The sequence below is a fragment of the Hyphomonas sp. genome, from assembly GCF_013823385.1.
Classification (GTDB): Bacteria; Pseudomonadota; Alphaproteobacteria; order Caulobacterales; family Hyphomonadaceae; genus Hyphomonas.
This window is the reverse complement of record NZ_PNMA01000023.1, coordinates 1-12849: the sequence shown is the minus strand read 5'-3', so window position 1 is coordinate 12849 and position 12849 is coordinate 1. Positions and strand designations below refer to the sequence as shown.

General features: G+C 62.9%; 15 protein-coding genes. 8 read left to right on the top strand and 7 right to left on the bottom strand.

Annotation, left to right across the window (positions count from 1 at the left end):
• Positions 1 to 134 precede the first annotated feature (134 nt).
• The 4 genes from C0456_RS13445 to C0456_RS13430 form a co-directional block, all read right to left on the bottom strand.
• A complete protein-coding gene (locus C0456_RS13445; RefSeq protein ID WP_291053002.1) occupies positions 135 to 764 on the bottom strand; it encodes an N-acetyltransferase in 630 nt (209 codons plus the stop codon).
• Entirely contained in the window at positions 761 to 1315 is a 555-nt protein-coding gene (locus C0456_RS13440) for a hypothetical protein (RefSeq protein WP_291053000.1), read from the bottom strand. Before C0456_RS13440 ends, C0456_RS13445 begins: the two co-directional genes overlap by 4 nt.
• A gap of 118 nt (positions 1316 to 1433) precedes the next feature.
• Positions 1434 to 2474 carry an acyl-CoA dehydrogenase family protein gene (locus tag C0456_RS13435; protein WP_291052997.1) on the bottom strand — a complete coding sequence of 347 codons (1041 nt, stop codon included), beginning with the start codon at positions 2472 to 2474 and terminating at the stop codon, positions 1434 to 1436.
• 5 nt (positions 2475 to 2479) lie between these two features.
• Positions 2480 to 3673, bottom strand: a complete 1194-nt coding sequence (locus C0456_RS13430) for an acyl-CoA dehydrogenase family protein (RefSeq protein WP_291052994.1) — start codon at positions 3671 to 3673, stop codon at positions 2480 to 2482.
• Positions 3674 to 3783: 110 nt separating this feature from the next.
• On the opposite strand from C0456_RS13430, the gene C0456_RS13425 reads away from it, so the two are divergent.
• Both C0456_RS13425 and C0456_RS13420 read left to right on the top strand, forming a co-directional pair.
• A complete protein-coding gene (locus C0456_RS13425) occupies positions 3784 to 4548 on the top strand; it encodes a crotonase/enoyl-CoA hydratase family protein (protein WP_291052991.1) in 765 nt (254 codons plus the stop codon).
• A gap of 167 nt (positions 4549 to 4715) precedes the next feature.
• The gene (locus C0456_RS13420; protein ID WP_291052988.1) at positions 4716 to 5027 is read left to right on the top strand and encodes a hypothetical protein; all 312 of its coding nucleotides are present in this window, start codon (positions 4716 to 4718) and stop codon (positions 5025 to 5027) included.
• 104 nt (positions 5028 to 5131) lie between these two features.
• Here the strand turns inward: C0456_RS13420 and C0456_RS13415 are convergent, their stop codons facing one another.
• Together C0456_RS13415 and C0456_RS13410 are read right to left on the bottom strand one after the other, a co-directional pair.
• The gene (locus C0456_RS13415; protein ID WP_291052985.1) at positions 5132 to 6094 is read right to left on the bottom strand and encodes a hypothetical protein; all 963 of its coding nucleotides are present in this window, start codon (positions 6092 to 6094) and stop codon (positions 5132 to 5134) included.
• Between the two features lie 158 nt (positions 6095 to 6252).
• Positions 6253 to 6600: a hypothetical protein gene (locus C0456_RS13410; protein ID WP_291052983.1), complete on the bottom strand. Its 348-nt coding sequence runs from the start codon at positions 6598 to 6600 to the stop codon at positions 6253 to 6255.
• 638 nt (positions 6601 to 7238) lie between these two features.
• On the opposite strand from C0456_RS13410, the gene C0456_RS13405 reads away from it, so the two are divergent.
• Positions 7239 to 7859 (top strand): hypothetical protein, encoded by a 621-nt coding sequence (locus tag C0456_RS13405; RefSeq protein WP_291052980.1) that lies wholly within the window; start codon positions 7239 to 7241, stop codon positions 7857 to 7859.
• Positions 7860 to 7943: 84 nt separating this feature from the next.
• On the opposite strand, the gene C0456_RS13400 is transcribed toward C0456_RS13405, so the two are convergent.
• Complete coding sequence (locus tag C0456_RS13400) at positions 7944 to 8690, bottom strand: RNA methyltransferase (RefSeq protein ID WP_291052978.1); 747 nt, start codon at positions 8688 to 8690, stop codon at positions 7944 to 7946.
• Positions 8691 to 8775: 85 nt separating this feature from the next.
• Here C0456_RS13400 and C0456_RS13395 point away from each other — a divergent pair, with 85 nt between their 5' ends.
• The 5 genes from C0456_RS13395 (at position 8776) to C0456_RS13375 (ending at position 12417) form a co-directional block, all read left to right on the top strand.
• Positions 8776 to 9993 carry an NADP-dependent isocitrate dehydrogenase gene (locus C0456_RS13395; protein ID WP_291052975.1) on the top strand — a complete coding sequence of 406 codons (1218 nt, stop codon included), beginning with the start codon at positions 8776 to 8778 and terminating at the stop codon, positions 9991 to 9993.
• A 112-nt stretch (positions 9994 to 10105) separates the two neighbouring features.
• A complete protein-coding gene (pnuC, locus tag C0456_RS13390; RefSeq protein WP_291052972.1) occupies positions 10106 to 10759 on the top strand; it encodes a nicotinamide riboside transporter PnuC in 654 nt (217 codons plus the stop codon).
• Positions 10756 to 11337 (top strand): ATP-binding protein, encoded by a 582-nt coding sequence (locus tag C0456_RS13385; protein ID WP_291052970.1) that lies wholly within the window; start codon positions 10756 to 10758, stop codon positions 11335 to 11337. The genes pnuC and C0456_RS13385 overlap by 4 nt, the downstream gene beginning before the upstream one ends.
• Positions 11334 to 11855, top strand: a complete 522-nt coding sequence (locus tag C0456_RS13380; RefSeq protein WP_291052967.1) for a GNAT family N-acetyltransferase — start codon at positions 11334 to 11336, stop codon at positions 11853 to 11855. Before C0456_RS13385 ends, C0456_RS13380 begins: the two co-directional genes overlap by 4 nt.
• Before the next feature lie 112 nt (positions 11856 to 11967).
• Positions 11968 to 12417 carry a group III truncated hemoglobin gene (locus C0456_RS13375; protein WP_291052966.1) on the top strand — a complete coding sequence of 150 codons (450 nt, stop codon included), beginning with the start codon at positions 11968 to 11970 and terminating at the stop codon, positions 12415 to 12417.
• Positions 12418 to 12849 lie beyond the last annotated feature (432 nt).

Genomic DNA, 12849 nt, shown 5'->3' with positions numbered 1-12849 from the left:
GCAGACCAAAACACGCACATCCGCATCGGGCGAATGTCAACGTTGTTGTGGCCCGCGCCGCCCGGGATGACAAGCACCCAACCCGCAAAATGCCCCCGGTGTCACGGGCGCGCCCTCCGGGACAACATCCCGCCCTACGCCGCCTGCGCCCCATCCGTCGGCCGCCCGGCAGACTTGTCCAGCACCCCCGGCTCGTCCCAGGCCCCCTCCGGCCGGATCACCTGCAGCGGATCAGCGCGCACGCCCAACGTCTCCGGATGGCGCGGCACGGGGATCTCCATCTCGGCATACTCATATCCCGAAAAGGCAAACCCCGGCCGCCCGTTCACAAGCCGGCAGCGGAACACCCGGCTCCAGGTCGGCCACAGCCGCGCCTGTATCTGTGCCAGCGCCAGCCGGTATCCCTTGCGCGCAATGATCTCGAACGTCTCCGCCAGCAACACTTTCAGCGCCGGCGTTCCCCGGAAGGGCGGCAGAATCGAGGTCCGCTCCACCTTGGCAAATCCCGCAAACCACCGTACACGGATCGTGCCGATCGGCCGCGCCCCGGCATAGACCACCATATGCGTGGCGGTAAAGTCATTGCCGTCATACTCTTCCTCATACGGGCAATCCTGCTCGGCCATATAGACCGCCGCGCGGATCGCCATCGCCTGCTGATACTCTTCCAGCGTCCGCGCCGGGCGCGCCGAAAACGCCTCCAGCGCCCCTTCCGGCAAGGGCCGCGCCAGCACCAGCTCTCCAATCGACGGATAGCGGCTCAAGCAGCGTCCTCCCGCGATTGCGGCAACGGCTCCTGCCCCCAGAGATCGCTGAGCCCCCCCTCAATCGGCTGAAAGCCCAGCGACGCCATCGACCGCTTGCCATCCTCCGTCGCCCCGCGCGCAAAACAGGGCACCGAAGCAAAGCCGTCCACCCGGATCACCGCCGCCGCCATCATCACCCGGCGGCGCGCCTCCTTGTTAGCCCCGGCATAGACGCCGATATAGATGCCGCCGCAGGGCTCTCCCTCACAGCAGATATGGCCCAGCGAGGGCCAGGCGGGCACAAAGCTGCCATCGCGCACCGCCGCCACCCCCGCGCTGGACAGCGGCACGGAAATGAAAATCCCGTCCACCGGATCGCCCGTCACCCAGCCGGTCATGCCCGTCAGGCTGTCGATCCAGGTGATCGATTCCGGCGTCGCCATTGTTTGCCCGGTCAGCTCCTCGGCAAGGCGCAGGCCCGCCTTCAGCTCCAGGAATTCCCCCCGGCGAAAACCAAACTCATCCGCGCGCTTTGCCAGCCGCGCATAGTCGATCAAGATTTCAGACATAAATCACCCCTGCAGAATACGACCAGTGCGTGCATTCTGCAGAGTTGATTACACAACCCATGGTTAATCGCAAGCCAAAACTCGCGGCTTGATTGTGTTTTTTTGAGGCCTGGCGGAATTACACAACCAGTCCTTGCAACTCGGCCGCCGCCTGGCGCGCCTGCTCCGGGCTGCCCAGCAATTGCCGGTTCACGCCGATGCGCTTGTACCAGTAGTGGAGGCCAACAAGATCGGTGAAGCCCATCCCGCCATGCACCTCGGTAGCGGTGCGCGCCACGAAGGTGCCCACCTCCGCCAGATGCGCCTTGGCAAGGTTGGCCATCATCGGGCCTTCCTCGTCGGCAATGTCCAGCGCATGGGCCGCGTGCCAGATCAGCGCGCGCGCCGGCTCCAGCTTTGCCGCCATCTCGGCGCACATATGCTTCACCGCCTGGAACGAACCGATCACCCGGCCAAACTGCTGGCGTTCCTTGGCATAGGCCACCGCCTTGTCGATCATCGCCTGCGCCGCGCCGAGGGTATCAGCCGCCACCAGCAGCCGCGCCAGCGCCAGCACTTCCGCGGCGGGTGTCACGCTCGCCAGCGGCTCTGCCCCATCCAGCGTCACTTCATGGAACGTCCGTGTCCGGTCAATTGTCTGCATCACGGTCACGCCTGCATCCATCGCGGAAACCGAATGCCACGCCCCGGCGGTATCGGCCACCAGGATATGCGTTGCCCCGTCCACTGATTGTGCCAGCAGGGACTTGCCGCTCAGCTTGCCGCCCTTCAGCTCCACGCCCGCCCCATCGCGCCGGGAGGAAACCTCCGTCAGCGCCAGCGCAAACTTCGCCTCGCCGCTGGCGATCAGAAGGTCTGCCTTCCCCGCCAGCGCCTTGGCCGCCACGGCCGTCGCCAGGAAGCGCGAGGGCGCCACATTATAGCCCAGCGCCTCCTGCACAAGGCAGGCATCCAGCGCGCCGAGGCCCAGCCCGCCGGCCGCCTCCGGCACCATCAGCGCGGCCAGGCCAAACTCCGTCAGCGCCCCGTCCAGAATAGCGGCTTCTCCAGCATCGCCCACGGCGATCTTCCGGATACGGTCAAGGGAAGCGGTCTCATTGAGGACGCCCTTCAGGCTGTCCTGCAGCATGCGCTGGTCTTCAGAAAGTGCAAATTCCATGTGCCTTACGCCTTTGCGAGCTTCGGCTCACGCGGCATGTCGAGGCCGCGTTCCGCAATGATGTTCTTCTGGATCTGGGCGGTCCCGCCCCCGATGATCAGTCCGAGATCGTACATATAGCGCCACTGCCAGGTGCCCCCGCTGCGCAGATGCTCGCCCTCCTCATAGAGGATGCCGAGTTCCCCCAGCGCATCGATCGCCAGGCGCGCAATCTCATGATTGAGATCACACCCCTGCAGTTTCACCACCAGCCCCGCCAGCCCCGCCGGCTGCCCCTGCAGGCGGCTCGTCGTGATGCGCAGGCCGTTCGCCTGCATCGCATACACTTCCGCCTGCAGCTTCATCAGCCGGTCGCGCAGCATCGGATTGTCGATCAGCCGCTCACCGTTCACCGTCTCGGTCTTCATCAGCGCAATGAGTTCCAGCAGACGCGCCTTGGTCGCGTTCGGGTCGCCCAGCATCCCGCGCTCATGCGTCAGCGTGGCATTCGCCACCTGCCAGCCCTTGTTGGGCGCAAAAATCACGCCGCTCTTGGGCACGCGCACATCGGTGAAGAACACCTCGTTGAAGTTCGCCGTGCCCGTCATGTCGACCAGCGGGCGCACCTCGATGCCCGGCGTGCTCATCGGGAAGGTGATATAGGTGATCCCCTCATGCTTCTTGGCATTGGGATCAGTCCGTACAAGGCAGAAGATCATGTCGGCCTGTTTCGCCGTCGAGGTCCAGATCTTCGAGCCGTTGATGATGTAATGGTCGCCGTCTTCCACAGCCGAGGTGCGCAGCGCGGCGAGGTCAGAGCCTGCGCCTGGTTCGGAATAGCCCTGGCACCAGATCATCTCGCCATGGATCGTCGGGCGGATATAGGCCTGCTTCTGCGCTTCGGTGCCCAGCTCCAGCAGCGTCGGCACGAACATCGAAATGCCCTGCCCCGCCATCGGCCCCGGCAGGCCGGATCGGGCAAACTCCTCGGCAATGATGCGCGCTTTCAGGATGTCCGGCTCGGCGCCGTATCCGCCATATTCCTTCGGGATCGTGCGGGCCGCGAGGCCATTCTCGATCAGGAATTTCTGCCAGGCGAGGCGCTTGGGGTTCTTATACCCCTTGTCATCCGCCGTCGGCGCAAGGTGGGCGTTCTTCGCAAGGGTCTGGGAGACCTCTGCGCGAAAGGCTTCATATTGGGGGTCGAGTGTCAGCTTCATGACACAACTCTGTGGCGCCTTGCCCCAACGTCGCGCAAGAGGGGTTCTTGCGCGACGTTGCGGAAACCCTCTTAGCTGGGCGCCACTCAGTTTAAGGGAGACACGAACCAATGCCCGTCGAATACGTCAAAAAAGGCCACGTCGCGATCATCACGATGAACCGCCCGGAAGCCCGCAATGCCATCAACGGCGAAATGGCCGCCACAATGGAAGCCGCGCTCGACCAGATGGAAGCAGACCCCGAAGTCTGGGTCGGCATCCTCACCGCCGTCGGCAAGGCCTTCTGCGCAGGCGCTGACCTCAAAGAAATCTCCGCCGGCAATGGCGGCGCCCTCTCCACCAAGAAAGGCGGTTTCGCCGGCATCGCCCGCCGCGAGCGCACCAAGCCGCTCATCGCCGCGATCACCGGTTCGGCCCTCGCAGGCGGCACCGAGATCGCCCTCTCCTGCGACATGATCATCGCCGCCGACGACACCAATTTCGGCCTGCCGGAAGTCAAACGCTCGCTCGTCGCCGGCGCCGGCGGCCTCTTCCGCCTGCCCCGCCAGATCGGCAAGGCCGTCGCCCTGGAAGCCATCCTGACGGGTGACCCACTCTCCTCCCAGCGCGCTTACGAGCTCGGCATGGTCAACAAGGTCGTCCCGGAAGCCGAAGTGATGATGGAGGCCGAAAAGCTCGCCGCCCGCATCACCGCCAACGCCCCCCTCGCCGTCGCCGCCAGCCGCGCCGTCGCGATCAGCGCGACAGCCAAAACCGACGAAGAACTCTGGAAAGACTCCGGCGTCGCCTTCGCCAGCATCATCAACACCGAAGACTATAAAGAAGGCCCCAAAGCCTTCATCGAAAAACGCGCCCCCGTCTGGAAGGGCAAGTAAGTGCCCCAGACCCGCTAAAAACAAAAACGGCCACTCCCCGGAGTGGCCGTTTCTCTTTCTCGATTCACTTCCAGAAAAAGCAATCGCAGGCACACAAATCATACCTTCGCTCTTTTGCTAGATTTCTCTAATATCTTGCGCATGTTTGAATTTACGGAGGCCACCGGGTGACGAAGATCGACAGGGCTGCATCATTGCCAGACGAAATGCAGGGGCGCTGGGTGGATATTGATGACGCATCCACAGAGTTGGCAATCTCAGGCGGTGAAATCACATGTTTCGGTCGTCTTGTGGAGTATGATTTCAAAACGATTGAGGAGATTGATGGTGCGCTTACTGTAAGCCTGAGCGTAAATGACACGGCGAAACTGGATTCATTTCAACGCGAAAATATCACGGAACTGGTTTTAACACCTGAGGGTGATTTTCACGCCTACAACGTCAAGTTTGCCACTCAATTCATTCAAGCAAACAAATAGGCTCAAGAAACAGCGCAACAAAAAAAAACGGCCACTCCCCGGAGTGGCCGTTTCCTTTTTTGACAACTCTCAGGAACCGGCGCGCCGCCGGCCCAATCCCCGCCCTACTCGACCTTGATCGTCTGCTTCGCCAGCACAGCGCGCCCGCCGGGCGCTTCCATCAGATAGCGGATGTCATATTCCCCCGCCTCGTCCGGCATCACCAGCTCATTCGCGCTGCGCCCGTCCGCATAGAAATAGGTGATCTCGCCCGAGGTGGCGACATAGCCCCGCCGCACCAGGTCGACATAGTCGCCAGAGCGCATCGGCCCTTCATATTCCACAATCACGCGCTCCCCGGGGCGCGCCGTGTCCGGGGCTGTCAGCTGCGCTTCCGGCAGGGTCACGGTCAGCGGCGAGGCGGCAAGCACCTTCCGCCCGCCCGGCCCTTCAAGGATATAGCGCAGTTCATATTCGCCCGCCGCGCCCGGCGCGGTCAGGCTCGCCGGATTTCCATTGGCCGCATAGGCATAGGCAATCTCGCCCGAAGTTGCGCCATGGCCCTGGCGAACGAGATCAATGTAATCCCCCTCTCCCGCCGGCCCGGTCCAGGCAACGCTCAGCGTTTCACCGCCCGATGCGCTGGCCGGCGCATCAAGCGTCGCCTCTGCCGCCGTCACGGTCAGCGGCTGCACCGCCTTGACCGACCGGGCGCCATTCAGGTCGAGCACATAGCGCACATCATACTCTCCCGGCGTCGTAACCGCGCGCAGCGTGCCGCTCGCCACCGCCGCCGGAACATAGATGTAGGCGAGCTCGCCGGACGTCTGCTCATATCCGCGCGGCACGAGGTCGATATAGTCGCCCTTGTTGGCCGGGCCGGTGAATGTGAGGGCGATTTCAGTGCCCGCCATCGCCGTTGCCGGCACGCTCAACGTCACGTCCCCGTCAATGGGCTCGCCCTCATTGACCGTCACGCCCGCCGCCACAGGCGCCGTCTCGCCGTTTTTAGTCTCCACACGCTGCCCGCAGGCCGCCAGCACCAGCACCGCCGCAGATGCCGCCAGCCAGATCTTCTTCGCCGTCATGATTTCCCTCCACAAGTCACTGAAGGGAAACAAAGCATATTTTGCCCCGGCCCGCAGCATCGCAATTGGACCGCCAGCGCCCAAAGCGCGCATGAAAAAACGGCCACTCCCCGGAGTGGCCGTTCCTTTTCCCAGTCTAACCAATCAGGACGCGCCGATCAGGCGGCCTCGTCCACTTCTTCGTCCTCGTCTTCCTCGATCATCGGGTAGAGCGGCCCATAGACCACCTCGTCCGGAATGGTCGCCAGACGCGCCACGAGGTCAGCGGCCTCGGCGGCGGCTTCGGCGTCTTCCCATTCCATGTCGGCGGCGGGGGCAATCCAGTCGGCCTCCACCAGGCCATAACCTTCTTCCTCGAGCGAGGCTTCGATCTTGGTCATCGCTTCTTCGTCATTGGCGGCATAGACGCCAACGATCACATATGCGCTGTCCATGCCTTCAAGGGCGCCATCGCTCCCCTCGCCGCACAGAATTTCGCAGGAAACCAGATAAGCAGTTTGCGACACAGGTCATCTCCATCATTGTTCGCAAGGGCAGCAGCATCAGGAAGCACCAAACACAGAAACAGCCAGACGCGCCCCACCAGACCGCCCGTTCCCGCAAATTCTTTGCTTCATGATTGAAGAGAAAACTCCCACGAGTTTCTTAAGAACTCGCTAACCGTTTGGGTTGCCTCAAAGCCCCCTCTCCCCTGGGAGAGGGGGTTGGGGGTGAGGGAGCACAACACCTCAACGAAGCGCTTCATCTGAAATGCCGCTCCCCCTCACCCCTGCCCCTCTCCCAAGGGAGAGGGGTTTTGCGTTGCGCTTGCGGCGATGTCCCAACCCCTCTCCCTCCGGGAGAGGAGGGGCCCGCCGCCAGAGGCGGTGGGAGGTGAGGGCCTCCGCCCTATCCTCCGCACCAACTGCGCCCAAACACTCCCGCTCATCCCCGCGAAGGCGGGGATCTCGTGAGGCTGTATCTGCCCTGTCCAGATTCCCGCGTTCGCGGGAATGAGCGGAGTATCGAGTCACTTCACAACCCGTAGGTCGGATAGAGGCCAAAGGCCGAAATCCGACACGCAGGCCCCTCACGCAGAACCCGACCCACATGCTGGCTTGGATTGACAGATCTAATCGTCTAACATTCGCTTATGTTGAGGGCTATGTGGATTCGAGTAGTTTTAGCCTGCGTGGTGATAAGCGGTTGTTTCTCCGAACCACACCACGAAACAGGCGGCGTTGAAGTTGCCGAAACTTGCCCGGATAATCCGAACGCCCTGTTCTTCCCAGTTGGCATGTTTGCATTCGACGATCCTGATCCGGACCAAAATCTAAGTCGGAGCCTCTACTCCAACCACCTACGTGCAATGCAACAACCCCCATTGTCCTGTGGGCAATGGGACTATCAGGAGAGCTACAGGGTTCTCTGGATCAGGCACTTTGACACTCCGCTTACGGTCAGTATTTTCCGCAATCATAAAAATGTGCGCTTGGAGGCAGTCATGCTGAACCCGCCGGTGCGCCTTGGCACCAAAACGGGTTCTCAACGCATCAACAAACGCCTTTCGACAAGCCAGTGGAAAGAACTTTCGATGGCTATAGAGACAGCGCATCTTTGGGGAATACCCTCTGATATCAAAGACTATAGCATCTATGACGGTGACTATTGGATTATCGAGGTTCGCAAGGGTGATCGGTATCAGATGGTCCATCGCAGTTCAAGCGAGTTAACCGTGGAACAGATGGGATTGAAGTTTGTGGAGTTGGCTGAGTTAACCGACTAGGTCAGACTGATAGACTGATAGACTGATAGACTGATAGACTGATAGACTGATTTTAGTTCGTCTACCGGTCAATCGCCCAGCGCCTCACTCCTCCCTAACCACCCGCGCCTTCCCGCGCCCCAGGCTCAGCGCCTTGATCGCCCCGCGGAACGTGCGCACCTCCTGCTCCGTCCACTGAGCACGCACCAGCGCGTTGCGCAGGTTGGTCACCATCACCGGCGTCTTTTCCGGCGGATAGAAATAGCCTGCCCGCTCCAGCTCCGCCTCGAAATGCTCGAACATGCCGATCAGGTTCTCGCGCGTCGCCGGCGCGTCCACGCCCTCGCCCTTGCCGCCAAACTTGCCCGCCAGCCCCGCGCTCGCCCCCCATTGGTGGCAGAACACGCCAACCGCCTGCGCCAGGTTCAGCGAGGAAAATTCCGGGTTCACCGGATAGGTGAGGATCGCATCACACAAGGCCACCGCCTCATTCGGCAGGCCGGATTTCTCCCCCCCGAACAGCACCGCGCCCTGCCCTGCCCGGCCCTTGAGCTCGGCAACAGCCTCCGGCGCCCCGAACACAGCCTTCTCCATCCCCCGCGGCCGCGCCGTGGTGGCAATCATGTAGGTCAGCCCCGCCATCGCCGCTTCCAGCGTGTCGAACACGGTCACCTCCACGCCCTGGCCCAGCGCCCCGGCAGACATCGCCTCGGCCGCCGCGCTCGGCCAGCCGTCCCGCGGGCTCACCAGCCGCAGGTCCGTCAGGCCGAAATTCAGCATCACACGGGCCGCCGCGCCGATGTTTTCGCCCAGCTGGGGGGCATGGAGGATGATTGCAGGATTGCCTTGCATAATTGGCGATCTTTCCGGGTTTTGACGCGGCCTGTGGGTCTGCTATAGCCCCCGCAAACCGTACGCAGCGCAAGGATTCTAAAAAATGGCGAAGATCAAGGTCAAAAACCCCGTAGTCGAGATGGACGGCGATGAGATGACCCGGATCATCTGGCAGATCATCAAGGACAAGCTGATCTACCCGTATCTCGATATCGACCTGAAATATTACGATCTTTCGATCCAGAAACGCGACGAAACCGACGACCAGATCACCATCGACGCGGCCGAAGCCACCAAGCAGTATGGCGTCGCCGTCAAATGCGCCACGATCACGCCGGACGAAGCCCGGGTTGAGGAATTCGGCCTCAAGAAGATGTGGAAGTCGCCCAACGGCACCATCCGCAACATCCTCGGCGGCGTCGTCTTCCGCGAGCCGATCGTCATCTCCAACATCCCGCGCCTGGTGCCCGGCTGGACCAAGCCCGTCATCATCGGCCGCCACGCGTTCGGCGACCAGTACCGCGCCACCGACTTCCTCGTCCCCGGCAAGGGCAAGCTGACGATGAAATTCGAAGGCGAGGACGGCCAGGTCATCGAGAAGGAGGTCTACGACTTCCCCGGCGCCGGCATCGCCATGGGCATGTACAACCTCGACGAGTCGATCCGCGACTTCGCTCGCGCCTCGTTCAACTATGGCCTCCAGCGCAAGCTCCCGGTCTACCTCTCCACCAAGAACACGATCCTCAAAGCCTATGACGGCCGCTTCAAGGACATCTTCCAGGAGCTGTGGGACACCGAGTTCAAGGACAAGTTCGCCGAATTCAAAGGCACCTACGAGCACCGCCTCATTGACGACATGGTCGCCGCAGCCATGAAATGGTCGGGCGGTTATGTCTGGGCCTGCAAGAACTATGACGGCGACGTCCAGTCCGACACGGTGGCCCAGGGCTACGGCTCGCTCGGCCTGATGACGTCGGTGCTGCTCAGCCCCGATGGCAAGACCGTCGAAGCCGAAGCCGCCCACGGCACCGTCACCCGCCACTACCGCGCCCACCAGAAGGGCGAAGCGACCTCGACCAACTCGATCGCCTCGATCTACGCCTGGACGCAGGGCCTCGACCATCGCGGCCGCATGGACGAGACCCCCGAAGTGCGCAAGTTCGCCCAGACGCTCGAGAAGACCATCATCAAGACCGTCGAAGCCGGCTTCATGACCAAGGACCTCGCCCTCCTCGTCGGCCCCGACCAGGGCTACCTGACGACCGAAGGCTTCATCGAAAAAGTCGCCCAGAACCTCGAAATCGAGATGGGCAAAGCCTGATACGAAAACTGGAGCGTGCCCCTCCCCGGACGCAACCTGTCCCCTCCCCATGACTATGGGGAGGGCTAGGGTGGGGCACCTCTCCTCCAGGCACCCAGGGAAGGCGCTTTAGATGACCGCATCAGCCCCTTCCCGAGGCGCCGCCGCCCTCCTCGCCGGCCTCGTCCTCCTTACCTCCGCCATCGCCTTCGCCGCCTGGCACACCGGCGCGGCCCATCCGCTGGAAGCCATCGCCTTCGTCACCGGCGTCTTCTGCGTCTGGCTGGTCACCCGCCAGAACATCTGGAACTTCCCCCTCGGCCTGATCACCGTCGGCCTCTACGCTTACGTCTTCTACCAGTCCCAGCTTTTCGCCACCGCCGGCCTCCAGCTTGTCTTCTTCGCGCTCAACCTCATCGGCTGGTATCTCTGGCTCTATGGCGGGGAAGCCCGCAGCGAGCTCAAAGTCCGCCGCGCCCCGCGCCTTGAATGGGCGCTCACCGCCCTCGGCATCACCGGCGCCACAGCCCTGCTCTACCGCCTGCTGAATGAAGCGGGCGGCGCCGCCACCTTCTGGGACGCGCTCATCACCTCGATCAGCCTCGCCGCCCAATGGGCGCAGAGCCGCAAGATCCTGGAATGCTGGTGGCTGTGGATCGTGGCCGACATCCTCTACATCCCCTTCTGCCTCTTCAACGGCCTTTACCTGACAGCCCTGCTCTATGGCGTCTTCCTCGTCCTGGCGATCATGGGCCTCCTGTCATGGCGCAAGGCGGCCACCGCATGACCTGCCACACACCCCTGCGCGTCGTCCTGATCGGCGCCGAATCCACCGGCAAGACCACGCTCTGCATCGAGCTTGCCACGCATTACAACACCGTCTGGGTCGCCGAATATGGCCGCGAGCTCTGGGAAGAAAAACTCGCCGCCCAGTCGCTCAAAGGCGGCGACATTCCCGAATGGACGGACGAAGACTTCATCCACATCGCGCAGGAACAGCAGCGCCGCGAGAACGAAGCCGCCACCCGCGCCAATCGCCTCCTGCTGGCTGATACCAACGCCTTTGCCACCGCCACCTGGTATGAACGCTATGCCGGCAAGCGCCACCCGGCAGTGGACGCCATCGGCAACCGCGACCAGGTAGACCTCTACCTCATCCCCACCCCCGAAGTCCCCTTCGTCCAGGACGGCGTGCGCGACGGCGAAAAGATCCGCGGCTGGATGCACGCCCGCTTCGTCGAGCTGATCGAGGCGCAAGGTACTCCGTACACGCTCATAACCGGCCCATGGGAAGGCCGCGTCGATCAGGCCATCGCCGCCATCGACGCCCTCCTCGCCCGCTGCGCGGACGCGCCAACCCTGTGAGCGACATCACCCTCCGCCGCGCGCTGCCCGAAGACGACGAGCGCCTCGCCCATATCGGCGTCGCCACCTTCATTGACAGCTATGTCTGCGACATCGACGGCGACGCCATCATCGCCCATTGCACCCGCCAGCATTCGCGCGAAGTCTATGCAAAGTATCTCGCCGATCCGGCCTGCAGTGTCTGGCTCGCCGAATACGCCGCCACCGGCGCCCCCATCGGCTACGCCGTCAACTGCCCGCCAGACCTGCCCATCCCGCTCCAGCCGGGCGACGTGGAGCTCAAACGCCTCTACGTCCTCTCCCGCTTCCATGGCTCAGGCACCGGCCCGCGCCTGATGCAAGCAGCCATCGACGACGCCCGCCAGCGCGGCGCGCGCCGCCTGCTGCTGGGCACCTATGAAGACAATCACCGCGCCATCGCCTTCTACCGCAAAGCCGGCTTCACCCTCGCCGGCACCCGCCAGTTCCAGGTCGGCGAGAAGATTTATGATGACATCGTGCTGGCGAGGCCCCTCTGACGCAGCCCGTCCGGGGAAGTACGTATCGAAGGGGCTCGCGGTGTCCCGCTAGTGTCCCGATTTGTCCGAAACTGTCCGGATATGTCCGGATCTGTCCAAAGGAAGCCCTGACATGACCGGATACCGCGTCCGCAGCGCTGAGGAACGCCGTGAGGAATTGCGCGGCCACGCCGCCGCCCTCGGCATCAATGAGGCCTATATCTCCACGCTGGTGGAAACCTTCTACACCCGCGTCCGCGCCCATCCCGTCCTCGGCCCGGTCTTCGATGTGGCCATCTCCGACTGGGCCCCACACCTTGAAACCATGAAGGATTTCTGGTCCTCGGTCGCCCTCGGCACGGGCCGCTATTCCGGCCGCCCGGTCCCCGCCCACGCCCGGCACCGCCACATCCAGCAAGTCCACTTCAACCTCTGGCTCGCCCTCTTCGAACAAACCCTGCGCGACACCGCCGCCACCCCGGAAGCGGCCACCTTCTTCCTGGAACGCGCCAATCGCATCGCCCAAAGCCTCCAATACGCCCTCTTCGGCCTTGAAGACCTCCCCCTCACCCGCCCCGGCTGAACGCCCGCGCCGTTGGAGCGCGGTTGGAGTTCTTTTGGAGTTTTCCGGCATAAACTCCAACCCCGCAGCCCTCACCTCCCACGCCCTTTGGGCGCGGGCCCCTCCTCTCCCAGGGGGAGAGGGGCTGGGACTTCACCTCACGCGCAACGCTAAACCCCTCTCCCTCCGGGAGAGGAGGGGCCCATTGCGCAGCAATGGGAGGTGAGGGCCGCGCGCAGCGCGCTTGTCCAACAAAATTCCGCCCAAACCTGCAGCAAACAGGCAGAAAAAACTTTCTTTTCCCACCCCCTCCGGGAACGGAGCTATACTCCCTCCCATGTCACCCCAGATCGCCGCCCGTCTCTATGCTCACGTATTGCCAGTCTTCTGGCCATACCTCTGGCTGCAGCTGCGCTGGATCTTCAAACGTCAGGACAAGGAACTCAGGACGCT

What these genes read in the sequence shown, in the direction of transcription:
- C0456_RS13430 (WP_291052994.1), bottom strand. Translation starts at nt 3,673, where the DNA reads ATGAAGCTGACACTCGACCCCCAATATGAAGCCTTTCGCGCAGAGGTC.
- C0456_RS13425 (WP_291052991.1), top strand. Translation starts at nt 3,784, where the DNA reads ATGCCCGTCGAATACGTCAAAAAAGGCCACGTCGCGATCATCACGATG.
- pnuC (WP_291052972.1), top strand. Translation starts at nt 10,106, where the DNA reads ATGACCGCATCAGCCCCTTCCCGAGGCGCCGCCGCCCTCCTCGCCGGC.
- C0456_RS13405 (WP_291052980.1), top strand. Translation starts at nt 7,239, where the DNA reads ATGTGGATTCGAGTAGTTTTAGCCTGCGTGGTGATAAGCGGTTGTTTC.
- C0456_RS13395 (WP_291052975.1), top strand. Translation starts at nt 8,776, where the DNA reads ATGGCGAAGATCAAGGTCAAAAACCCCGTAGTCGAGATGGACGGCGAT.
- C0456_RS13400 (WP_291052978.1), bottom strand. Translation starts at nt 8,690, where the DNA reads ATGCAAGGCAATCCTGCAATCATCCTCCATGCCCCCCAGCTGGGCGAA.
- C0456_RS13375 (WP_291052966.1), top strand. Translation starts at nt 11,968, where the DNA reads ATGACCGGATACCGCGTCCGCAGCGCTGAGGAACGCCGTGAGGAATTG.
- C0456_RS13435 (WP_291052997.1), bottom strand. Translation starts at nt 2,474, where the DNA reads ATGGAATTTGCACTTTCTGAAGACCAGCGCATGCTGCAGGACAGCCTG.
- C0456_RS13415 (WP_291052985.1), bottom strand. Translation starts at nt 6,094, where the DNA reads ATGACGGCGAAGAAGATCTGGCTGGCGGCATCTGCGGCGGTGCTGGTG.
- C0456_RS13385 (WP_291052970.1), top strand. Translation starts at nt 10,756, where the DNA reads ATGACCTGCCACACACCCCTGCGCGTCGTCCTGATCGGCGCCGAATCC.
- C0456_RS13440 (WP_291053000.1), bottom strand. Translation starts at nt 1,315, where the DNA reads ATGTCTGAAATCTTGATCGACTATGCGCGGCTGGCAAAGCGCGCGGAT.